A 20,926-nucleotide genomic window follows, 5' to 3' on the forward strand; every position below is an offset into this window, starting at 1 on the left:
TCAGGCTTTCTGCACGGAGGTGATCGCGGCCATGGTCGAGTCGGTGTTGACCGGCGTCGCCGGCGGCATCTGCTGGATCGCATGCACCGATTGCCCGGTGCCGCGGGCTTCCTCTTGCAAGATCCGGTCCTTCATCACGAAACGGCCGCGCACGATGGTATGGATCGGCAATGCCGAGGCCTTGCGGCCATGCCACGGCGAAATCTTCGCGCGCGACTGGATCATCGCGTCGTCGACAGTCCATTCGCGCTTGAGGTCGACGATGGCAATATCGGCATCGGACCCCACCGTCAGCGTACCCTTGCGTGGATACAAGCCCCAGATTTTGGCGGGGCTCTCGGCGCTCCAGCGCACGTAGTCGTTGATGGTGGCGCGGCCCTTGTTGATCTCGGTCAGCATCAGCGGCATCTGGGTCTCGACGCCGGGAAAGCCGCAGTCGACCGTCCAGATGTCCGGCCGGGTCTTCTCGTCCGGTGCATGTGGCGCATGGTCGGTGGCGATCATGTCGATCGTGCCATCCATCAGCGCGTTCCACAGCGGCTGCTGGTTGGGCTTCTCGCGCACCGGCGGGTTGACGCGCACGACGCCGCCGAATTTTTCGTAATCGGTCTCCGACAGCAGCAGATATTGCGGACAGGTCTCGCCGGTAATGTCGACACCCCGCGCCTTGGCTTCGGCCAGCGGTTGCAGTTCGGCAGCGGAGGAAATGTGCAGCACGTGGATGCGCGCACCGGTCCATTCGGCGAGGATCGCCGCGCGAGCGACGGCCTCGACGGCGACGACGGCGGGCCGTGCTGCCAGGTGCGCGATCGGTTCGATGCGTCCGCTGGCACGCAGCCGTGCTTCGCGGCGCTCCATGATGGAATTGGTCTCGGCATGCAGCGAGATGCGCTTGCCGGTCGGGGCCACCACTTCGAAGGCTTCGAGCATCGCGCCGGTGGTCGGCGAGGGGATACGGCCGAAAGTGTTGCCCATATAGAGCTTGAAGCCGATCACGCCGCCATCGATCAGCGCGTCGACATGTTCGATGCTGTCTTCGCCCAGCACCGCATAGAGCCCGTAGTCGACATAGGCCTTGGCAGAAGCGATCTTGTGCTTGTCGGCCAGCGCTTCCGCATTGTTGATGGTCGGCAGCGTGTTGGGCATGTCGAACACGGTGGTGACGCCGCCAAAGGCCGCCGCGGCAGTGCCGCTGGCAAAGTCTTCCTTCTGCGGATAGCCGGGATCGCGGAAATGCACGTGCACGTCGATGGCGCCGGGCAGAATATGAAGGCCCGTGGCGTCGAGTATCTGCGTCGCCGGCGGCATCGCCTCCGGCGCGCCGATAGCGTGGATCACGCCGTCCTTGATGGCGATGCTAGCCCTGTAACTTGCATCGGGCGATACGATGGTGCCGCCATTGATGACCAGATCGACCTTGTCGCCCATGTTAGCCACCTCGCTCACAGCATTGCCCAACCGCCATCGACCGGCAGGTCGACGCCGGTAATCTGGCGCGAGACGTCGCTGGCCAGAAACAGACAGGCATTGGCGACGTCGGCATCGACGGTGACGCGGCGAAGCGCGTAGTCCATGGCGTGACGCTCGGCGGCTTCCTGTTCGGTGATGCCGAGCTTCAGCGCCATGTCGCGGCAGACCTTGTCGCGAAAGCGCGGGCCATCGACCATGCCAGGCGCCACGCAATTGACGTTGATGTTGTGCGGGCCGACCTCGAGCGCGAAGCTCTTCGTGATGCCGCGCAGACCCCATTTCGAGGCCGAGTAGGCCATCCGACCGGCGCGGCCGCGCATGCCGAAGGTGCCGCCAACATTGACGATCTTGCCGTAGCGCTGATCGATCATGGTCGGCAGTGCCGCGCGCATGGAGTGGAAGCAACCGTTCATATTGAGCGTGACGATCTCGTCGAACTCCTCCGGCGTGGTTTGCACCCCCGTTTTGCCGATCGGGCCGGAGCCGCCGGCGACATTGACAAGAATGTCGATGCGCCCGCCGAACGTCGCCTTGGTCTTCTCCGCCGCGGCCTCGCATTGCTCGGACTTCGTGAGATCGCAGGGAATGACGATCACCTCGCCGCCCTTGGCTTTCACCTCGGCGGCAACCGGCTCGATCGCCGAGGTATCGCGGCCCAGCAGCGCCAGCTTGCAGCCTTGTTCGGCAAAGGCGTGGGTGATGGAGGCGCCCATACCCTTGGCGGGGCCTGTGATCATGACGACGCGGTTTTCGAGGGAGAGTTTCATGGTGTTGTCTTTCTTGGGTCGTTTGCTCTGGCCCCTTGACGTGATTGCAAGGAGCGAAGGCGACGCGGCAATCCAGAAGCCACGAGCGGAAGAAGACTGGATTGTTTCGCCCAACGAATTGGCTTCGCCAATTCGCCAGGGCTCGCAATGACGGTTGAGAGGCGATGATGCTGAGGGGCCGGGTCGTCGTTACATCGCGGCCTTGATGGCCGTTGGGCGATCGGCCAGCGGCGGCATGAAGCTGCGGTCGAATACCTCGCCGACCTTCGGCGTGCGTGGCAGCTCCTTGGCGCTGACGAGGATATCGATCGCCTTGCTCATGCGTTCGTCGCTGATGTCGCCATGGCCGATCTTTGAAATTTCCGGCGAAGTCATTTCGTCGGACAGCGTGGCTTCCAGGCGCGCGCGTTCGATGTCCGGCTTGATCAGCGGTTCGCGCTTCTGCACCGCCTCGATGGCTGCTTTGGGATCGGCCATCGCATCCTTGACGCCACGGTTGAGCGCCTTGAGGAAGCCCTTCACGGCGTCAGGGTTTTCCTTGGCAAACTTGCGCGAGACAATGATGGCGTTGGAATACAGATCCATGCCGTAGTCCCCGAACTTGATGAAGCGAATCTCTTTTTCAGGATCGATGCCGATCAGCCTGGCGCTGAAGCGGATGGTGGTGATGTAGCCGAACACGCCATCGACCTGATCCTTCATCAGCATCTGTTCGCGCAGATTCGGCTGCATGTTGGTAACCTCGACCTTGCTGCAGTCGATCTTGGTCGCCGCGCAGAGCGCCGGGAATAGCTTCAGCGCGCCGTCGTTGGCCGCACCGCCCAGCTTTCGTCCAACGAAATCGGCGGGGGTCTTGATTGGGCTGTCGGCTTTCACCGCCACCGTGAAGGGCGGGCGGTTGTACATCTGGTAGACGCCGATCGGCGCTTCGTCCGGCTTCCTGGCGGCAAGTTCGATCAGCGCATTGATGTCGCCGAACCCCATGTCATAGGCCCCGTTGGCGACCTGCGGCACCGCCGCACCAGAGCCGTTACCCTGGTCGAAACTGACGTCGAGGCCTTCAGCTTTGAAGTAGCCGCGATCCTGCGCCAGGAAGAACATGCCCTGCGGACCTTCATACTTCCAGTTCAGGACCATCTTGATCTTGGTGTCGGCCTGCGCGGCGACAAACGATCCGGCCGTCACGATCAGTGTCAGGGCAAGCGTCTGCAATCCACGAAATGCATGGCGTCCGGTCATCGGTGTGTTCCTGTTGAGAAGAGTGACACGATCGGCCGGTGGGGTGTCTCTGCCTGCGGCCGCCCTCGGGAACAAGTTAAGCCTATCCGAGTGCGCTTATCTGCTGCTATCTTTTTGCTTAAGCGGTGCAAAAAAGGCCTCACCGGAATCGTCCAGATAACGCGTTGTTCGGGCCGGCGCTTGCAGAACCGCGAGGCGCAGGCACGTCAGCAGCATCCGCAAAAGCTTGCGGCAATCACGCCGTCGAGCGCGGCGAGGGCCCCAGCCAGGTTCTGGCCAGAGGGCAGGCCGGTGCGCATCTGAGCCAGAATCTCCTGCCGCGCGGCCGTGAAGTCGATCCCGGTGACATGCCCATCGCGTACGATCGTGTGGCCTGCGACGATCACCTCCCGGATATGGCGCGCGGTTGCCCGCGAGAACAGGAGATTGATCGGGTCGAGATCGCTGCGCAGCGCGTCGTCGTTGAGGGCGTTCCAGTCCAGCAGCAGCATGTCCGCATCGGCGCGGTCGCGCAGGCCGCCGTCGCTGGCGATATTGGTGACGGCGAAGCGGCCGTTGCTTACGCTCTCATGCAGCGCCCGGTGGCGGGTCACGACTTGATCGAAACCGCTGCCGGAATGAAGCAGATGTGACAATCGGAGCTCGCGCAGTGCATCGTTGTCGTCGTCGAACGCTTTGCCGTCGATGCCGAGGGCGATCCGGCATCCGGCGGTCCACATCCGGGTCATGGGAGCCAGGCCCGAATGCAGATGCAGGTTGGAGCTGGTATTGACCGAAATGACGACGCCCCGTTCGGCCAGGAGTTCGAGTTCATCGGGCCGGGCCCAGACGCAATGTGCAAGCGTCAGCCGTGGGGACAGCAGACCGATCTCGTCCAGCATGCGGACTACGCCGCCAGGATAATTGGCGTCACACCACTGGCGTTGATACTTGGTCTCGAGCAGATGCATGTGGACACGGCGGCCGGTCCGTACCGAGGCTTCGGCGATCGCCTGCAACAGCGCGTCGCTGCACCACTGCACGCCATTGGGACCATATTGCACATCGAATGTCGGGCCATCGGCGGCGGAGACAATCTCGTCCACTAGCGTCATGTAATCGCGCGGTGACAGCGGCGGACGCGTGAAGCGCTGCGCGATCTCCGCCCGAACGTCCGGCGGCAGCGCTGCTAGCACAGGTTCCGAGGGACCGTAGACCAAAGGATTGCGATCTCTCATTGCCACGGCGAGGCCGGTGCGCACGCCGACATCGCGTGCCGCGCGCGATACCTCGGCCAGTTCGGTCGGCAGATCAGTGAAGCCCTGCACGCGGGTGTAATGGTTCATGACGATACCGGCACCGCCCAGCGCGCTGCTGGCGAACGCGACGCAGGCCGCTACATAGGGATCGACCGCAGGAAACAATGCAAGATAGTGGATCCAGGACTCCAGCGGCTTGGCGTCGGCGCCGATGGAGCTGGTGCGGACCGCGCGGCCGTGGTCGTGGGCATTGACCAAAGCGGGCAGCGCCATGATCGGCTCTGCTGCTTCAGTTGTCCGCGCGATCGACTGGATCTTGCCGTCGTGCAGCGCGATCACCTGCGCGCCGGGCATCGGCCCGTCCGGACCAAGCACATGAGCGCAGGTGATGCGACGCGGCGCGCCGGTGGAGCGAGCCGTTGTCATTACGGCGCGATGGTCGGGGGCATCCGGTCGGGCTTGGCCGGCAGGAACGTATTGTTGAACACGTCGTCGGGCTTCGGTGTTCGCGGCAGTTCGAACGAGGTGACGATGGTGGAGATCGCTGAAGTCAGGCGCTTCTGATCGAGCTCGCCGAGGCCCAGATCCCCGACCTCTGGCGTGTTGATGAAGTTGTTGTAAACGTAGGTCAGGCGCCGCTTCTCGATATCCTTCTTGATCAGCGGTTCCTCGGTGGCGAGCAGGTCGATGGCGGCGTCCGGTGCCTGGACGGTTTCCTTGATCGAGCGGTTAATGGCGCGCAGCAGACCTTTCACCGCCTCCGGATGTTCCTTCAGCAGCTTCTGCGACACCATTACGCCGTTGGAATAGAGGTCGAGGCCGGCGTCAGAATAAAAATTCCAGCGGAAGTCCTTGTCGGGATCGACCTTGAGCGACACCAAGTTGAGATAGCTGGTGGCCGCGAACACCGCGATTGAATCCACTTGGCCCTGCAGCAGCATTTGTTCCTGCAAGGCCGGCGAAACCTGCAAAATGCTGATCTTGCTGTAATCGATGCCGTTCTGCTTGGCGAGCAGCGGCAGTAATTTCAGCGACGCACTGCCGGAAGGCGAGGCAAGCTTGGATCCCTCGAGATTCTTGAGAGTTTTGATCGGTCCATCCGCCTTGCTGAGCAGCGCGAACGGCGTCTTGTTATAGATCATGTAGACCATCACCGGTGCATCGTCCGGCTTGGTGGCGGCGTTCTGAATGATGGCGTTGATATCGCCGAAGCCGGCATCATAAGCGCCCGACATGATCCGCGTAACGGTCGCCGCCGAGCCTTCGCCCTGATCGATCGTCACGTCGAGATTTTCATCTTTGAAGTACCCTTTGGCCTTCGCCCAGTAGTACCACGCATGCAGACCCTGGATTTTCCAGTCGAGGGTAAACTTGATCTTGGTTGGCCCGGCAGCCTGGGCAAGAGTGAAGGTTCCTGCGGCTACGCCCAAGGCTAATACGAGCGTCAGTAATCCACGAAGTGCCCGGCGTTCGGTCATCGATGCTTTCCTGTTGCGAAACGTGACATGATTGGTCGGTGGGCGACGTCGCTCTCGCGACTATCTTCCTGTGTGAATCAGGATAGACCTATTCGAGTGGTCACATCTGCTGCTATCTTTTCCAGTGACCGGTGTGAAAAAGGCATCACTTGAGAGGCGAGGGCAATGAGGCATCTGCGGTTGCTGACCCATGTGGTCGAAGTGGCCCGCACCGGCTCGATCCGCCGCGCCGCGGAACTGCTCAACTTGACGCCTTCCGCGATGAACCGGCGCATTCAGGACCTCGAAGCCGAAATCGGCACGCCTTTGTTCGAGCGCCGGCCACGGGGCGTGAAGCTGACTACTGCCGGCGAAATGTTCGTGCGCTACGCGCGCAGCCAGATTGCCGATGCCGACCGGATGAGATCGCAGGTCGAGGATCTCAGAGGTCTGCGGCGCGGTCCGATCCAGATCGCCTGCAGCCAGGCGCTGGCGCTGGATTTTCTGGCGCTGCGCGTCGCTGCGTTCCAGAAGAAGCATCCGAAAGTGGTGTTCGACCTCAAGGTGATGGATCACGAGCGCGCGCTGGCCGCGCTGGCGGCTTACGACGTCGATCTCGCTCTGGTGCATCGTCCGGCGATGTGGCCGTCACTGCGCGTCATCGCCAGCCTTCCCCAGCGTCTTGTGGTGATCACCCGCTCGGATCATCCGCTGGCAGCCAAGAAGATGCTGCGCCTCTCCGATTGTGTCGATTATCCCGCAGCCCTGCCGGATCGGACTTTGAGTGGCCGCCAGATTCTCGATGAGGTCACGACCCGGCGCGATCTGCGCCTCAACATGCTCGCGGAGTCAAACTCCTTCGAGATGCTGCGCGGGCTGGTGTTCCGCTGCAACATGATCTCTTTCCAGATCGAGATCGGAGCCCCCACCGGGAACCTCGGAATGGGGCTGGTCGGCCGCCCGATCGATACCCGCGATGTGCCCACCGCCGATCTGGTGCTGTGCCAGCTGCGCGGTCGCACGCTACCGGTAGCCGCGGCGACTTTCGCGGAAATCCTGATGAAGAGCCTGAGCGAGATGCGGGCAGGCACTTAGCTCTTTTGCGGTGCAAAATATCCTTCCTTGAGCGGGCCGGATGCCTTATTGGCAGGCCTCAATCCCTGTCTCGTGAGCCCGTAGTTCCCATGATCCGCCTCGACAATATCAGCAAGCAGAACGGTCATCAGATCGTCTTCATCGAAGCCGCCGGCGCGCTGCTGAAGGGTGAGAAGATCGGTCTGGTCGGGCCCAACGGTTCCGGCAAGACGACCCTGTTCCGCATGGTCACCGGCCGCGAACTGCCCGACGAGGGGCAAGTGGTGGTCGAGCGCGGCGTCACCATCGGCTATTTCAGTCAGGATGTCGGCGAAATGTCGGGCCATAGCGCCGTCGCCGAGGTGATGGAGGGCGCCGGCCCCGTCAGCGTGGTCGCGACCGAGCTGAAGGAATTGGAAACGGCCATGGCTGATCCGGACCAGGCCGACAATATGGACACGATCATCGAGCGCTACGGTGAGGTGCAGGCCCGCTTCGAGGAACTCGACGGTTACGCGCTGGAAGGCCGAGCTCGCGAAGTGCTGGCGGGTCTGTCCTTCACGCAGGAAATGATGGACGGCGATGTCGGCAAGCTGTCCGGCGGCTGGAAGATGCGCGTCGCGCTGGCACGCATTCTGTTGATGCGTCCCGATGTGATGCTGCTCGACGAACCCTCGAACCATCTGGATCTCGAAAGCCTGATCTGGCTCGAAGGGTTCCTGAAGGGCTACGAGGGCGCGCTACTCATGACCTCGCATGACCGCGAATTCATGAACCGCATCGTCACCAAGATCATGGAGATCGATGCGGGCTCGCTGACGTCCTATTCCGGCGATTACGAATTCTACGAAGCGCAGCGCGCCATGAACGAGAAGCAGCAGCAGGCGCAATTCGAGCGCCAGCAGGCGATGCTGGCCAAGGAAATCAAGTTCATCGAACGCTTCAAGGCCCGCGCCTCGCATGCCGCGCAGGTGCAGAGCCGCGTCAAGAAGCTCGACAAGATCGAGCGCGTCGAGCCGCCGAAGCGCCGCGAGGTCGTGTCATTCGACTTCCTGCCGGCGCCGCGTTCGGGCGAAGACGTCGTCAGCCTGAAGAACATCCACAAGGCCTATGGCAGCCGTACCATCTATGAAGGGCTGGACTTCTCGGTGCGTCGTAAAGAACGCTGGGCGGTGATGGGTATCAACGGCGCCGGCAAGTCGACACTGTTGAAGCTCGTGACCGGCGCGGCCGAGCCGGACAACGGCAACGTCACCATCGGCGGCAGCGTCAAGCTCGGTTACTTCGCGCAGCACGCGATGGATCTGCTGGATGGCGAGCGCACGATCTTCCAGAATCTCGAAGACTCATTCCCGCAGGCCGGGCAGGGTACGCTGCGTGCGCTCGCCGGCTGCTTCGGCTTCTCCGGTGACGATGTCGAGAAGCGCTGCCGCGTGTTGTCGGGCGGCGAGAAGGCGCGTCTGGTGATGGCCAAGATGCTGTTCGATCCGCCGAATTTCCTGGTGCTCGACGAGCCGACCAACCATCTGGACATGGCCACCAAGGAAATGCTGATCAAGGCGCTCGGCGATTACGAAGGCACCATGCTGTTCGTGTCGCATGACCGCCACTTCCTCGCGGCGCTGTCGAACCGCGTGCTCGAACTGACCCCGGACGGCATCCAGCAATATGGCGGCGGCTATACTGAATATGTCGAACGTACCGGCCAGGAAGCGCCGGGTTTGCATCCGAATTAAGCGCGCCTGTTTCCTTCGCCCCGCCCGGCGAAGCGAAGCTTCGCTAGGCGGGAGAGGTTAAGCAAGTTCAGCCCGTCAGCGCGGACACCGAGACGCCGCGCTTCACCACGCTGCGCATCGCGAAGCTTGAATGCAGCCGCGCCACGCCGGGCATCCGCGAGAGGTGCTGCTTGTGGATGCGCTCATAGTCTTCCATGTCGCGCGCCTGCACATGGACGAGATAGTCGTCATTGCCCGACATCAGGTAGCACGACACGACATCCGGGCATTTGGCGATCTCGCGCTCGAAGGCGGACAGCGCATCCTCGCTCTGCTTGTCGAGCGTGATGTGGACGTGGACCGTCATCATGTAGCCGAGCTCGGATGCGTCGATCTCGGCGGCATAGCCTTTGATCACGCCCTTCTTTTCCAGGGCCGTGAGACGCCGGGTACAGGCGGTGGGTGACAGGCCGACTTTCTCTGCCAGTGCCATCTGGCTGATCCGGGCATCCCGGACAACCTCGCGAAGGATCTTCCGGTCGGTCGAATCGAGGTCGCTTGCCATGGTTCTCGCCAAAGTTTTGCAGGATTTCTCTACAGGGACGTAAATTTACGCCGATAATCACCATTTATGACCGTAGCAGCGGCCGGAATCGCCGTAAAGCGCCATGCGGAAGGTGAGATACTGCCGTTGCGATCATTCGTAGCGGGGGATGTGATGCTGGCACCTTGGACAGGCGGAACGGGCACGCGGCATGCGAGCGCGGTGCTGACCATCGATCTCGAAGCCATCTCACGCAATTACCGGCTATTGGCCGAGCGGGTCGGCCCCGGCGTCACCTGCGCCGGCGTAGTGAAGGCCGACGCCTATGGCCTCGGCGCTGATCGTGTCGCGCCGGCACTCTATCGGGCCGGCTGCCGCACCTTCTTCGTGGCGCATCTCGACGAAGGGCTGGATCTCCAGACCCATCTGGCCCGCGACGTTACGATCTACGTGCTCAACGGTCTGCCCTCGGGCAGCGAGCGTGACTGCGCGGAAGCCGGCATCATTCCGGTGCTCAATTCGCGCGAACAGCTTGAGGCCTGGTCCGATCAGGCGCGGCAACGCGGCCGGATTCTCCCGGCGGTCATTCAGGTCGACAGCGGCATGTCGCGACTGGGCATGTCGCCGCGTGAGGTCGCCGAACTCTCGGGCAAGGACACCTCAGTTCTCGATATCCAGATGGTGATGAGCCATCTCGCTTGTGCCGACACGCCGGAGCATCCGGCCAATGCGCACCAGCTCGCCGCGTTTCAGGCGCTCGCGAAACGCTTCCCTGCTGCGCGACAATCTCTGGCCAATTCGTCCGGCATTTTCCTTGGGCGCAACTATCATCATGACCTCGTCCGCCCCGGCGCCGCGCTCTACGGGCTCAATCCCCATCCCGCGCAAAGCAATCCGATGCTGCCAGTGGTTCGGCTCACCGCGCAGGTGCTCCAGATGCGCGAGGTCGCAGCCGGTGCCCATGTCGGCTATGGCTGGAATTTCAAGGCGACGAAGCCGACGCGTCTGGCGACATTGGCCATTGGTTACGCCGACGGTCTGCAGCGTGCCTTCGGTAGTGGCGGTGCCGTGTATTTCCGCGGGCGGCGGCTGGCCGTTGCCGGGCGCGTCTCGATGGATTCACTGACCGTCGATCTTGGCGATCTGCCGCCCGGTATGTTGGCACGGGGCTCGCAGGTGGAGATCATCGGCGGGCATCAGTCGCTCGACGCGTTGGCCGCAACCGCGGGCACCATTGGCTACGAAATGCTGACCTCGCTGGGTCAGCGCTATGAACGAATTTACTCGGATGAGATCGATGTGCGGTGGACCGCCCGGTCTGGAGGCACGGTGCGATGAAGGTTCTGGTTCTTGGCGCGGGCGTGATCGGCGTTACCACGTCCTATTATCTGGCCAAGGCAGGCCATGAGGTGACGGTGATCGACCGTCAGCCCGGCGCCGCGCTGGAGACCTCGTTCGGCAATGCCGGCGAAGTCTCGCCCGGCTACGCCTCGCCCTGGGCCGGCCCCGGCGTGCCGAAGAAGGCGCTCGGCTGGATCATGGACAAATACGGCCCGCTGGTGGTGCGGCCACAGGCCGATCCGCACCAGTGGCGCTGGATGCTGCAGATGCTGCGCAACTGCACGAGCGCGCGCTATGCGCTGAACAAGTCGCGCATGGTGGGAATCGCCGAATACAGCCGCGATTGCCTGCGTGCGCTGCGCGCGGAGACCGGCATCACCTATGACGATCGCAGCCAGGGCACGCTGCAACTGTTCCGCAAGCAGTCGCAGCTCGATGCCACCGGCGGTGATATCGACGTGCTCAAGCAATATGGCGTGCCCTATGAGGTGCTCGATCGTGCCGGCTGCGTGAAGTATGAGCCGGGCCTCGCCGGCGTGCAGGGTCTGTTCGTCGGTGGCCTGCGTCTGCCGGAGGACGAAACCGGCGACTGCCATCTGTTCACGCAGCGGCTGGAAAAGATCGCGGCCGGACTTGGGGTGAAATTCGTCTACGAGACGACCATCAAGTCGGTGGATGCGACGGGTGGCCGCGTCGCGCAGGTGACGACCGACAAGGGTGTCTTCACCGCAGATAGTTATGTGATGGCGCTTGGCAGCTTCTCGCCGCTGCTGCTGCGTCCGCTCGGCATCGATGCGCCGGTCTATCCGGTGAAGGGCTATTCGCTCACGGTGCCGATCACCGATGAGAGCGTTGCGCCGCAATCGACGATCATGGACGAAAGCTACAAAGTGGCCATCACGCGCCTGGGTAACCGTATCCGCGTCGGCGGCACCGCCGAAGTCGGTAATTATCACCCGGTGCCCACCGCCCCGCGCCGTATGCCGCTCGACAAGTCGGTGACCGATCTGTTTCCGACCGCCGGCGATCTCTCGCGCTCGACCTTCTGGAGCGGCTTGCGGCCGATGACGCCCGATGGCCCGCCCATCGTCGGCCCGACGCATCTCGGCAATCTGCATCTCAACACCGGTCACGGCACGCTTGGCTGGACCATGGCCTGCGGCACCGCCCGCGTGCTGTCCGACCAGATCTCCGGCAAGGCGCCGGAGCTGGACGTCAAGGATCTGGCGATCAGCCGCTATAGCTGAAGCAACGCTCTTTCTTAACCTCTCCCCGCATTGCGGGGAGAGGTCGCCGCGTCTTCGCGGCGGGTGAGGGGCCGTTTCGGACGAAGCCTCCATCACGGGTCTCTCGGTTCACATGTCTTCGACCCGAGAGACCACTCCTTTTGCATCGTATGTGCCTCGCCCCTCACCCCAACCCTCTCCCCGCGCAGAGCGGGGAGAGGGAGCTTACCTCACGCAGTCGCTCGCTTTCGCATTGCGACGATTCTAGCCGCATGCGTGCCATGCTTCCGTCCACGCCCATTTACATCCCCGCCATTTCCGTTTTCAGTTGCTGAAAACAATTGGGGGAAACATGAGCGGTCAAACTGCGTCGGCGCATCGCGCGTCGGCTGACGCCATTGAGGCTGATTACATCATCGTCGGTGCGGGGTCGGCCGGTTGCGTGCTGGCCAATCGTTTGTCGGCCTCCGGTAAATATTCGGTGCTGCTGCTCGAAGCCGGCCCGAAGGACCGCAATATCTGGATTCACGTGCCGCTCGGCTACGGCAAGCTCTTCAAGGAGAAGTCCGTCAACTGGATGTATCAGACCGAGCCCGAACCGGGCCTCGATGGACGCTCAGTGTTTCAGCCGCGCGGAAAAGTGCTCGGTGGCTCCAGCTCCATCAACGGCTTGCTCTATGTACGCGGTCAGCATGAGGATTACGATCGCTGGCGTCAGCTCGGGAATACCGGCTGGGGCTATGACGATGTGCTGCCCTATTTCAAGAAGGCGGAAAATCAGACGCGTGGGCCGAGCGAGTATCACGGCGTCGGCGGCCCGCTGCCGGTGTCGGATTCGCGCTGCCCCGATCCGTTGTCGGAGGCCTTCATCGCCGCTGCTGCCGAGACCGGCATTCCCGTGAACAACGACTTCAACGGTGCCACGCAGGAAGGGGCTGGCTGGTTCCAGACCACCACGAAAGGTGGCCGCCGCGCCTCGACCGCGCGGGCCTATCTGCGCCCGGCGCTGAAGCAGGGCAAGGTCCGCGTCGAAACCGAAGCGCTGGCCCAGCGGATCCTGTTCGAAGGCAAGCGCGCGGTGGGCATCGAATTCAAGCAGCATGGCGTGGTGCGCAAGGCGCGCGCCCGCAAGGAAGTGCTGGTGTCGAGTGGCGCCTATAATTCACCGCAACTGCTGCAGCTCTCCGGCGTCGGTCCCGCCGATCTGCTCAAGGAACACGGCATCGAGGTCCTCCTCGATGCACCCGGCGTCGGCAGCGATTTGCAGGATCACATGCAGGTCCGGATGGTGATGGAGTGTCCGCAGAAGATCACGCTCAATGATTTCGTCAATCATCCGGTTCGCAGGGCGATGATGGGTCTGCAATATGCGGCGTTCCGCACCGGTCCGCTGACTTATGCCGCCGGCACCACCGGCGCCTTCTTCAAGACCGATCCGCGCATGGCGTCTCCGGATATCCAGATCCACTTCCTGCCGTTCTCCACCGACAAGATGGGCGAGAAACTGCATCCGTTTTCCGGCTTCTCGGCGTCGGTCTGTCAGTTGCGCCCCGAAAGCCGCGGCTCGCTGCGCATCAAGAGCGCTGATCCCTCGGTGCCGCCGGCGATCCGCATCAACTATCTGGCGACCGAAACGGATCGTACGGCGAATGTCGAAGGCCTGAAAATCCTGCGTAAGATGCTCAACGCGCCGGCGATGAAGCCATTCGTGACCAAGGAGGTCGAGCCTGGTCCGGGCACGGTGACCGACGAGCAATGGCTCGCTTATTGCCGCCAGCGCGGCAGCACGGTCTATCATCCGACTTCGACGTGCCGGATGGGTAATGATGCGAAAGCGGTGGTCGATCAGCGCCTGCGTGTGCGTGGGCTGGAAGGTCTGCGCGTGATCGATGCATCGATCATGCCGGACCTGATGTCGGGTAACACCAACGCGCCGGTGATCATGATCGCCGAGAAGGCGTCGGATATGATCCTGGAGGATGCGCGGTAGCTCCAGTTGCGAGCTCCAGCGCTACAGTTCGTCGGACATCCGATAGGCGGCTGTCTGGCCGCGGAACTGGCCGGGCGTCATGTTGGTCGCCCGGCGGAAGGCGCGGGTAAAATTGGCTTGAGATGAAAAGCCCGCGGTATAGGCGACATCGACGATTGGTCGATACAGATCCGCTAGCATTTGTTTCGCCAGTGTCAGCCGCCGTTCGCTGACGAACTGATGCGGTGTGAGACCGGTTCGGACCTTGAACACCCGCGCGAAATGCGCCGGGCTGAGACAGGCCGTGCGGGCCATATCGGCGACCGCGAATTCGCGCGAGATATTGGCGTCAACGAATTCGATTACCCGCGCCAGCCGCCGTTGATCCAATGGCTTGTCGGATGACGGTGGCGGCTTCAGTGGAATCGCGTTCGCCGCATATTTGTGAACGAGATGTGCGGACAATGCACTGCTGAGTGTTTCAATCAGCAGTCGGCCGGCGGAGGTCTCCGTATTCAGCTCCTGCAGGATCAGCTCGGCGACCTGTTCGATGAATGGATCATGATCGACGCTCTCATAGCGCAAGGTCATACGTGATGGATCGATTTCCAGATCCTGCAGAAGCGTGTCCTCAAAGGGCTGGCCGGGAAGATAGATGTGCAGGCAGTCCGCGACCGGTTCGGAGACGTTGATATATTCTTCGCGAATGCCGGCGGGGCAGAGCCAGATGGTGCCGCGATGGCCCGACGTCCGTTGCCGCATACCGCCGCCCTGACGCTCCACGACCGAGTTGCCGCGCAGGAACATGGCAATCTCGGTATCTCGTGGCAGCACCGAGGGTAGATCGCCGGCCCCATGGCTCCAGCGCTCCGCGAGCAGATGGGGCCAATTCCGGTCCTGAGACCCATCGATGAGATGTCCGGTGACATACTTTTCCGCGCCGTGGCCTGCAATCGTCATAGCCAACCCCCACTCGCTGAAATGATCGCCGCTTAACATTCAATTCCTGTGCCATGGGCGCGGGGCGGAATCCGCCGCGTGGTCAGCAGGATTTGCAAACAGAACAGCAGGCTCGGAAAAGCCAACAGCCCGTCAGCTCAGCATGCTCGGCATCGCCCCAGATCGGTAGCCAGCGGAGGCCAGCTTGACCCAGATAACCGTAATTGGTGCATGCCCCCATGATTGCCCCGACACCTGCTCCATGATCACGACGGTCGAAGATGGCCGCGCCGTGTCCGTGCGGGGCAATCCGGATCACCCGTTCACGCAAGGTCGGCTCTGCGTGAAGGTCAACGATTATCAGGAGCGCGTCTATAGCGACCAGCGCATTCTCTATCCGATGCGGCGCTCGGGGCCAAAGGGTAGTGGCCAGTTTACGCGCATCTCATGGGATGACGCGCTGTCCGAGATCGCCGGCAAATGGAAGACGATCATCGCCGAGGACGGCGCCAAGGCGATCCTGCCGTGCAGCTATCTTGGCACCCAGGGCATCATCAACGGCCTCAATGTAGGCGATCCCCTGTTCAACAAGCTCGGCGCCACGGTGGCCGAACGTACGTTCTGCGATTCCGGCGCCTGTACTGCCTATCTGATGACGATAGGCCATACGCCGGGTACCGATCCGGAGAGCTTCGTCCACTCTAAATACATTATCCTCTGGGCCTGCAACACGCTCAGCACCAACTCGCATCACTGGCCTTATATCAAGCAGGCGATGAAGAACGGTGCCAAGCTTGTGGTCATCGATCCCGTACGGACGCGGACCGCGCAGCAGGCGGACTGGCACATCGCTATAAGGCCGGGGACAGACGCGGCGCTGGCGCTGGGCCTCATCCACGTCATCACCACCGAGGGACTGATCGATCGCGATTACGTCGACAACTATTCGATCGGCTATGACGAGCTGGCCGAACGTGCCGCGATCTACACGCCCGACTACGTGTCTGGAATCACCGGGATCGCGGCGGACGACATCCGCACGCTGGCGCGTGAATATGCCACCACGCCGCCCGCGGTAATCCGCATCGGCGTCGCCGTCGAGCGACATGCCGGCGGAGGCCAGACCGTGCGCGCGATCTCATGTCTGCCCGCGCTGATCGGTGCCTGGCGTCACGTCGGCGGCGGTCTGCTGCAGCTGCCGATCTGGGCGTTTCCGGTGAAATGGGACGTGCTGATGCGCCCGGACCTACAGGGAGAGGATTTGCGCATCGTGAATCTGTGGCAACTCGGCCCGGTGCTCACCGGCGAGCTTGGTTTTGATCCACCGATCAAGTCGCTGTTCGTCTACAATGCCAATCCGATGGCCATGGTCACAGAGCAGGGCAAGATCGAGGTTGGCCTGGCGCGTGAGGATCTGTTTACCGTCGTCAGCGAACACTTCATGACCGACACCGCGCGCTTTGCCGATATCGTGTTGCCGGCGACGACGCAGCTCGAACAGAAGGATCTGATGTTCTCCTGGGGGCATCTTTATCTGTCCTACAACAACCAGGCGATCGAACCCCTCGGTGAAGCCGTATCGAACACCGAGCTGTTTCGCAGGCTCGCCGCCGCCATGGGCATCGACGATCCGTCGTTCTTCCGCAGCGATGACGAGATGATTGCGGATTCGATGGACTGGACCAGTCCCGTGCTGGAAAACATCACCATCGAGCAACTGAAGCAAACCGGCTATGCGCGCTTGAAAGTCGAGGGATCCGATACATACGCGCCACATCGCGAAGGCAATTTTTTCACGCCGTCAGGCAAATGCGAATTCAAGTCCTCGATTGCCGCCGGCGGAAATTTCGTCGTGCCGCTGTTCAGGCAGGGCTATGGTGGCCAACAGTCCGGCGAGCCGGTCGATCCGTTGCCGTCCTATATTCCACCACGAGAATCGCCGCAGACCAATCCCGAGCTGGCGAAGAGATATCCGCTCAGCCTGATCTCGCCGAAGAGCCACGCATTCTTGAATTCCAATTTCGGCAATATGCCGAAGCAGCTCCATCATGCCGGCGAGCAGGCCGTACTGCTGCATCCCGACGATGCTGCAGTACGTGGCATCGAAGCGGGCGCGCCGATCCGTGTCTATAACGATCGCGGCTCGTTCGAGGCGCTCGTCACCATCTCGGCGGATGTGAAGCCCGGCGTGGTGGTGGCACCGAGCGGCTATTGGCAACGCTCGACCCGCAAGAGTGCAACGGTGCATGCGCTGACTTCGCCGGCGATGGCCGATCTCGGACGTGCGCCGACCTTCTCCGACATCCTGGTGCAGGTATCGACGGCGTAAGAAGGCGGGCTACCCCGCCTTCTTCACCCACACTTTGTTATCGTGAAACGCAGCCCCACCGTAAGGCGCCACGGCTTCGCCGCCGGTCAGCATATTGATGCCATGGCCGCCGATATGCGCCTTGTTGGGGTGCACCGATTCCGCAATCAGCACACCGCGCCGCAGGCCCTCGAAGATACGCGCGGTCAGTGTCGTCTCGCCGCGCGTGTTGCCAAGTGTCACGGCATCGCCATCGGCAATGCCGAGCCTCGCCGCGTCGACGGGGTGCATCATCACACTGGGTGCACCCTCGCGGGCCTGCGATGATGGCGTCTCGTTGAACGAGGTGTTGAGGAATGAGCGCGATGGGCTGGTGGCCAGACGAAACGGATGCGCCTCATCGGCCTGTTCGATCACCGCCCAGTGGTCGGGGAATGACGGCATCTCGTCCCATGCGCCCATCAGCCCGGCATTGGGCATTGGCACTGTCGACCAGTCCGCCTTGAAGTGGAATTTGCCGTCGGCATGGGCGAAACCGTCGAGATAATGCGAGGTGCGGAAATCCGGCTGGATATCGCGCCATTTGTCGGCCTCCAGCCCTTCGATGCCACCGCGGCCGCTGACTTGCAGCGTCTCGTCGATGATGTCGCGCGGATGCATATCGAACGCGCGGTGTTTCGCGCCGAGGCGGGTGGCGAGGCCTTGCAGAACGTCGTGGTTCGAGCGGCACTCTTCCGGCGCGTCGATCAGCTTGGCACCGACCGAGATGTGCTGGTTGCCGCCGGCGTAATAGAGATCGTCGTGCTCCATGAACATGGTTGCCGGCAGCACGATGTCGGCCATCATGGCGGTCTCGGTCATGAATTGCTCATGCACCGCGACGAACAGGTCTTCGCGGGCAAAACCCTGCCGTACCAAAGCCTGTTCCGGCGCCACCGTCATCGGATTGGTGTTCTGGATCAGCATCGCCTTAACCGGCGGGCCGTTGTGCAAGGCTTCCGCGTCACCGGTGAGGATGCGGCCGATCTTCGACTGATCGAGACGCCGAACGCTCTCGTCGAGCACGTCGAGACCCTCGATCAGCGTCTTGTCGAATTTCCAGATCGCGGCATTGTTGAAGAAAGCGCCGCCACCTTCGTATTGCCAGGCGCCGGTGACTGTGGGCACGCACAGCGCTGCATGCATCTGCGCGGCTCCGTTGCGGCTGCGGGTGAAGCCATAGCCGAGGCGGAAATAGCTGCGCTTGGTCTCGCCGACCAGACGCGCGAAGGCTTCGATTTCCGCAGCGGGCACGCCGCAAATGTCTGAGGCCCATTCCGGCGTTCGCGAAGCAAGATGCGCCTCGAACTCCGGCGAGGCATCGGTGTATTTGGCGAGATAGTCGCGATCAGCCAGGCCGTCGCGGAACAGCACATGCATGACGCCGGCGGCGAAGGCGCCGTCTGTACCTGGCCGCAGCAGGATCTTGATGTCGGCCTGCTTCATGGTGTCGTTGTCGTAGATATCGACGACGGCAAGCTTGGTGCCGCGATCTTTCCGCGCGCGCGAGACATGGGTCATCACATTGACCTGCGTCGAGACGGGATTGGTACCCCAGATCACGATCAGGTCCGACTTCGCCATCTCGCGCGGATCGACGCCGGCTACCTTGCCGGTACCGGCGGCAAAGCCGGCCCAGGCAATGGTTGCGCAGATAGTCGAGTAAAAGCGCGAATATTTCTTCACATTGGCGAGGCGGTTGATGCCATCGCGCATCACCAGACCCATGGTGCCGGCATAGTAATAGGGAAACACCGACTCCGCGCCAAAGTCGCGCTCGGCCTCGTTGAACCTCAAAGCGATCTCGTCGAGCGCCTCGTCCCAGGTGATGCGGGTGAAATGGCCGGAGCCCTTCGGGCCGGTGCGGCGCATCGGATACATCAGCCGTTCTGGATGATGGATGCGCTCGGCATAGCGCGCGACCTTCGCGCAGACCACGCCGGCGGTATAGCTTTGCTCCTTGGAGCCGCGGACCCGGCCGATGGTGTTCCCGCCGATCACCTCGATGTCGAGGGCGCAGGCGGAGGGGCAATCATGCGGGCAGGTGGAGTGCTTGATGTCGATCTTGGCTTGAACGTTCATGCAGCCAAGCTAGCCAAAAGTTTACTGGAGGAAAAGCCGAGGTTTTGCGCATCCCGCCCGACAACCGGGCAGGCCTCCAGTCCGTAGTCCTCTCGGCTATTTGCCCAGGGCGTCGCGTTGGGCGATCAGCCGGTCCAGCTCCTCATTCTGCTGCGCCAGCCGATCCGCGGTGCGCTCCTCGTTGCTCTCGCCGGAAGCCGCGGTGGCCTGCTCGATCAACTGCCGGATATTGTCGCGAAGGATGGCGATGCGATCGTCGAGCTCGGCGGCTGAGAGGGTGGAATCCATGGGGCGATACTCCTGACCCGCTACGGGCCGTACACAGACTATAGCGCGCCAGAAGTGCTTTCTATTGAATAATCCGCAGACTAGCCTGCGCCAAGCACCGGGTAGTCGGTGTAGCCAGCCACATCGCCGCCGTAAAACGTCGCCCGGTTATAAGGCGTAAAGGGCGCCTTGCGCTTGATACGCTCCGGCAGATCCGGATTGGCGATGAACGGGCGGCCAAAGGCGATAATATCGACATTGCCGGAAGCGACGGCCTCCTCGGCGGAGGTGCCGTCGAATCCGCCGGCGGTGACCAGCACGCCGCTCCACATCGGCCGGAACAGCTCATAGGCTTTAGGCACATTGTTATGAAACACTTCCGCGCGGCCGACGCCGCTTGTGCGCGGCTCGACGAAATGGAGGTAGGCGAGGCCGAGTTTGTCGAGCTCACGGACCACATAGCTGTAGAGCGGCATCGGATCGGCTTCGCCGGAGTCATTCGAGACACCATAAGGCGACAGGCGGACGGCGACACGATCCGCGCTCCAGGCGTCGATGACGGCATTGGTCACTTCGAGCAGCAGGCGGGCGCGGTTCTCGATGGAGCCACCATATTGGTCGGTGCGCCGATTGCTGCGGGTCTGCAGAAATTGTTCGAGCAGATAGCCGTTGGCGCCGTGCACCTCGACGCCGTCGAAGCCGGCTTCCCTGGCGTTGCGCGTGGCCTGTCGGTAGGCGTCGATAATGCCGGGAATCTCGCTGGTCTCCAGGGCGCGGGGCGTTTCGTAAGATACCGTCTCGCCTGAAGCCGTCCGCGTGGTAGCGTCGATCGCAATGGCTGACGGCGCGACCGGAAGCCCGCCGCCGGGCTGGAACGAGGAATGTGAGGCACGGCCGACATGCCATAGCTGCAGGAAGATGATGCCGCCTTTGGCATGCACGGCATCGGTAACCTGACGCCAGCCGGCGATCTGCTCTTTCGAATAGATGCCCGGCGTGTGCGGGTTGCCTTGTCCTTCCTGCATGACCTGCGACGCTTCGGCGATGATCAGTCCGCCTTCGGTCGCGCGCTGCGCGTAATATTCGGCGTTGAGGGTCCAGGCCGCGAGCGTTGTCTTCTCGGCCCGCATGCGCGTCAGCGGCGCCATCGCAACCCGGTGGCTGAGTTGATACGGGCCAACTTGCAGCGGCTGGAACAGGGAAGAAGAGGTCATCGGCGCTCCATTCAAAATATCAATCGGGCGATAGCCT

Annotated in this window: 17 protein-coding genes; 7 read left to right on the forward strand and 10 right to left on the reverse strand. The window is 62.4% G+C overall.

Going from position 1 to position 20,926, the window contains the following annotated elements:
* Both allB and CHC01_RS23060 read right to left on the reverse strand, forming a co-directional pair.
* Positions 1–1,446 carry an allantoinase AllB gene (allB, locus tag CHC01_RS23055; RefSeq protein ID WP_244558492.1) on the reverse strand — a complete coding sequence of 482 codons (1,446 nt, stop codon included), beginning with the start codon at positions 1,444–1,446 and terminating at the stop codon, positions 1–3.
* Positions 1,443–2,237, reverse strand: a complete 795-nt coding sequence (locus CHC01_RS23060) for an SDR family NAD(P)-dependent oxidoreductase (protein WP_089266670.1) — start codon at positions 2,235–2,237, stop codon at positions 1,443–1,445. Before CHC01_RS23060 ends, allB begins: the two co-directional genes overlap by 4 nt.
* Between CHC01_RS23060 and CHC01_RS32720 the strand changes: the two genes are divergently transcribed.
* A complete protein-coding gene (locus tag CHC01_RS32720; RefSeq protein ID WP_176454689.1) occupies positions 2,236–2,388 on the forward strand; it encodes a hypothetical protein in 153 nt (50 codons plus the stop codon). The genes CHC01_RS23060 and CHC01_RS32720 overlap by 2 nt on opposite strands.
* 38 nt (positions 2,389–2,426) lie before the next feature.
* Here CHC01_RS32720 and CHC01_RS23065 read toward each other — a convergent pair whose 3' ends face one another.
* The 3 genes from CHC01_RS23065 to CHC01_RS23075 all read right to left on the reverse strand — a co-directional run bounded on the left by CHC01_RS23065 (position 2,427) and on the right by CHC01_RS23075 (position 6,192).
* Positions 2,427–3,476, reverse strand: coding sequence for an ABC transporter substrate-binding protein (locus CHC01_RS23065; protein WP_089266672.1), 1,050 nt, complete (start codon positions 3,474–3,476; stop codon positions 2,427–2,429).
* Between the two features lie 206 nt (positions 3,477–3,682).
* Entirely contained in the window at positions 3,683–5,140 is a 1,458-nt protein-coding gene (locus tag CHC01_RS23070) for an amidohydrolase family protein (RefSeq protein WP_089266673.1), read from the reverse strand.
* Entirely contained in the window at positions 5,140–6,192 is a 1,053-nt protein-coding gene (locus tag CHC01_RS23075) for an ABC transporter substrate-binding protein (RefSeq protein WP_089266675.1), read from the reverse strand. The genes CHC01_RS23070 and CHC01_RS23075 overlap by 1 nt, the downstream gene beginning before the upstream one ends.
* Positions 6,193–6,357: 165 nt before the next feature.
* Between CHC01_RS23075 and CHC01_RS23080 the strand changes: the two genes are divergently transcribed.
* Positions 6,358–7,266: a LysR family transcriptional regulator gene (locus CHC01_RS23080; RefSeq protein ID WP_089266676.1), complete on the forward strand. Its 909-nt coding sequence runs from the start codon at positions 6,358–6,360 to the stop codon at positions 7,264–7,266.
* 89 nt (positions 7,267–7,355) lie between these two features.
* Positions 7,356–8,981 (forward strand): ABC-F family ATP-binding cassette domain-containing protein, encoded by a 1,626-nt coding sequence (locus CHC01_RS23085; protein WP_089266678.1) that lies wholly within the window; start codon positions 7,356–7,358, stop codon positions 8,979–8,981.
* A gap of 67 nt (positions 8,982–9,048) precedes the next feature.
* Here the strand turns inward: CHC01_RS23085 and CHC01_RS23090 are convergent, their stop codons facing one another.
* Positions 9,049–9,525, reverse strand: a complete 477-nt coding sequence (locus CHC01_RS23090; protein WP_068737711.1) for an Lrp/AsnC family transcriptional regulator — start codon at positions 9,523–9,525, stop codon at positions 9,049–9,051.
* A gap of 153 nt (positions 9,526–9,678) precedes the next feature.
* Here CHC01_RS23090 and alr point away from each other — a divergent pair, with 153 nt between their 5' ends.
* From alr to CHC01_RS23105, 3 genes are all read left to right on the forward strand, one after another.
* Positions 9,679–10,842 carry an alanine racemase gene (gene alr, locus CHC01_RS23095; RefSeq protein ID WP_089266679.1) on the forward strand — a complete coding sequence of 388 codons (1,164 nt, stop codon included), beginning with the start codon at positions 9,679–9,681 and terminating at the stop codon, positions 10,840–10,842.
* Positions 10,839–12,092, forward strand: coding sequence for a D-amino acid dehydrogenase (locus CHC01_RS23100; RefSeq protein ID WP_089266681.1), 1,254 nt, complete (start codon positions 10,839–10,841; stop codon positions 12,090–12,092). The genes alr and CHC01_RS23100 overlap by 4 nt, the downstream gene beginning before the upstream one ends.
* 331 nt (positions 12,093–12,423) lie before the next feature.
* Complete coding sequence (locus tag CHC01_RS23105) at positions 12,424–14,061, forward strand: GMC family oxidoreductase (RefSeq protein ID WP_089266682.1); 1,638 nt, start codon at positions 12,424–12,426, stop codon at positions 14,059–14,061.
* Between the two features lie 21 nt (positions 14,062–14,082).
* Here the strand turns inward: CHC01_RS23105 and CHC01_RS23110 are convergent, their stop codons facing one another.
* Entirely contained in the window at positions 14,083–15,000 is a 918-nt protein-coding gene (locus CHC01_RS23110; protein ID WP_089266684.1) for a helix-turn-helix domain-containing protein, read from the reverse strand.
* A gap of 184 nt (positions 15,001–15,184) precedes the next feature.
* Here CHC01_RS23110 and CHC01_RS23115 point away from each other — a divergent pair, with 184 nt between their 5' ends.
* Complete coding sequence (locus tag CHC01_RS23115) at positions 15,185–17,308, forward strand: molybdopterin-containing oxidoreductase family protein (RefSeq protein WP_089266685.1); 2,124 nt, start codon at positions 15,185–15,187, stop codon at positions 17,306–17,308.
* A 9-nt stretch (positions 17,309–17,317) separates the two neighbouring features.
* Here the strand turns inward: CHC01_RS23115 and CHC01_RS23120 are convergent, their stop codons facing one another.
* The 3 genes from CHC01_RS23120 to CHC01_RS23130 all read right to left on the reverse strand — a co-directional run bounded on the left by CHC01_RS23120 (position 17,318) and on the right by CHC01_RS23130 (position 20,889).
* Complete coding sequence (locus tag CHC01_RS23120) at positions 17,318–19,408, reverse strand: molybdopterin-containing oxidoreductase family protein (protein WP_089266687.1); 2,091 nt, start codon at positions 19,406–19,408, stop codon at positions 17,318–17,320.
* Between the two features lie 96 nt (positions 19,409–19,504).
* Positions 19,505–19,696: a hypothetical protein gene (locus CHC01_RS23125; RefSeq protein WP_081422070.1), complete on the reverse strand. Its 192-nt coding sequence runs from the start codon at positions 19,694–19,696 to the stop codon at positions 19,505–19,507.
* 80 nt (positions 19,697–19,776) lie between these two features.
* Positions 19,777–20,889: an alkene reductase gene (locus CHC01_RS23130; RefSeq protein WP_089266915.1), complete on the reverse strand. Its 1,113-nt coding sequence runs from the start codon at positions 20,887–20,889 to the stop codon at positions 19,777–19,779.
* Positions 20,890–20,926 lie beyond the last annotated feature (37 nt).

The organism is Tardiphaga sp. OK246 (assembly GCF_900188215.1).
Classification (GTDB): domain Bacteria; phylum Pseudomonadota; class Alphaproteobacteria; order Rhizobiales; family Xanthobacteraceae; genus Tardiphaga; species Tardiphaga robiniae.

Excerpts from the sequence above, each read along its gene's own strand:
- CHC01_RS32720 (WP_176454689.1), top strand. The coding sequence starts at position 2,236 with ATGGTGTTGTCTTTCTTGGGTCGTTTGCTCTGGCCCCTTGACGTGATT.
- CHC01_RS23060 (WP_089266670.1), bottom strand. The coding sequence starts at position 2,237 with ATGAAACTCTCCCTCGAAAACCGCGTCGTCATGATCACAGGCCCCGCC.
- CHC01_RS23065 (WP_089266672.1), bottom strand. The coding sequence starts at position 3,476 with ATGACCGGACGCCATGCATTTCGTGGATTGCAGACGCTTGCCCTGACA.
- CHC01_RS23070 (WP_089266673.1), bottom strand. The coding sequence starts at position 5,140 with ATGACAACGGCTCGCTCCACCGGCGCGCCGCGTCGCATCACCTGCGCT.
- CHC01_RS23075 (WP_089266675.1), bottom strand. The coding sequence starts at position 6,192 with ATGACCGAACGCCGGGCACTTCGTGGATTACTGACGCTCGTATTAGCC.
- CHC01_RS23080 (WP_089266676.1), top strand. The coding sequence starts at position 6,358 with ATGAGGCATCTGCGGTTGCTGACCCATGTGGTCGAAGTGGCCCGCACC.
- CHC01_RS23085 (WP_089266678.1), top strand. The coding sequence starts at position 7,356 with ATGATCCGCCTCGACAATATCAGCAAGCAGAACGGTCATCAGATCGTC.
- CHC01_RS23090 (WP_068737711.1), bottom strand. The coding sequence starts at position 9,525 with ATGGCAAGCGACCTCGATTCGACCGACCGGAAGATCCTTCGCGAGGTT.
- alr (WP_089266679.1), top strand. The coding sequence starts at position 9,679 with ATGCTGGCACCTTGGACAGGCGGAACGGGCACGCGGCATGCGAGCGCG.
- CHC01_RS23100 (WP_089266681.1), top strand. The coding sequence starts at position 10,839 with ATGAAGGTTCTGGTTCTTGGCGCGGGCGTGATCGGCGTTACCACGTCC.
- CHC01_RS23105 (WP_089266682.1), top strand. The coding sequence starts at position 12,424 with ATGAGCGGTCAAACTGCGTCGGCGCATCGCGCGTCGGCTGACGCCATT.
- CHC01_RS23110 (WP_089266684.1), bottom strand. The coding sequence starts at position 15,000 with ATGACGATTGCAGGCCACGGCGCGGAAAAGTATGTCACCGGACATCTC.
- CHC01_RS23120 (WP_089266687.1), bottom strand. The coding sequence starts at position 19,408 with ATGAACGTTCAAGCCAAGATCGACATCAAGCACTCCACCTGCCCGCAT.
- CHC01_RS23125 (WP_081422070.1), bottom strand. The coding sequence starts at position 19,696 with ATGGATTCCACCCTCTCAGCCGCCGAGCTCGACGATCGCATCGCCATC.
- CHC01_RS23130 (WP_089266915.1), bottom strand. The coding sequence starts at position 20,889 with ATGACCTCTTCTTCCCTGTTCCAGCCGCTGCAAGTTGGCCCGTATCAA.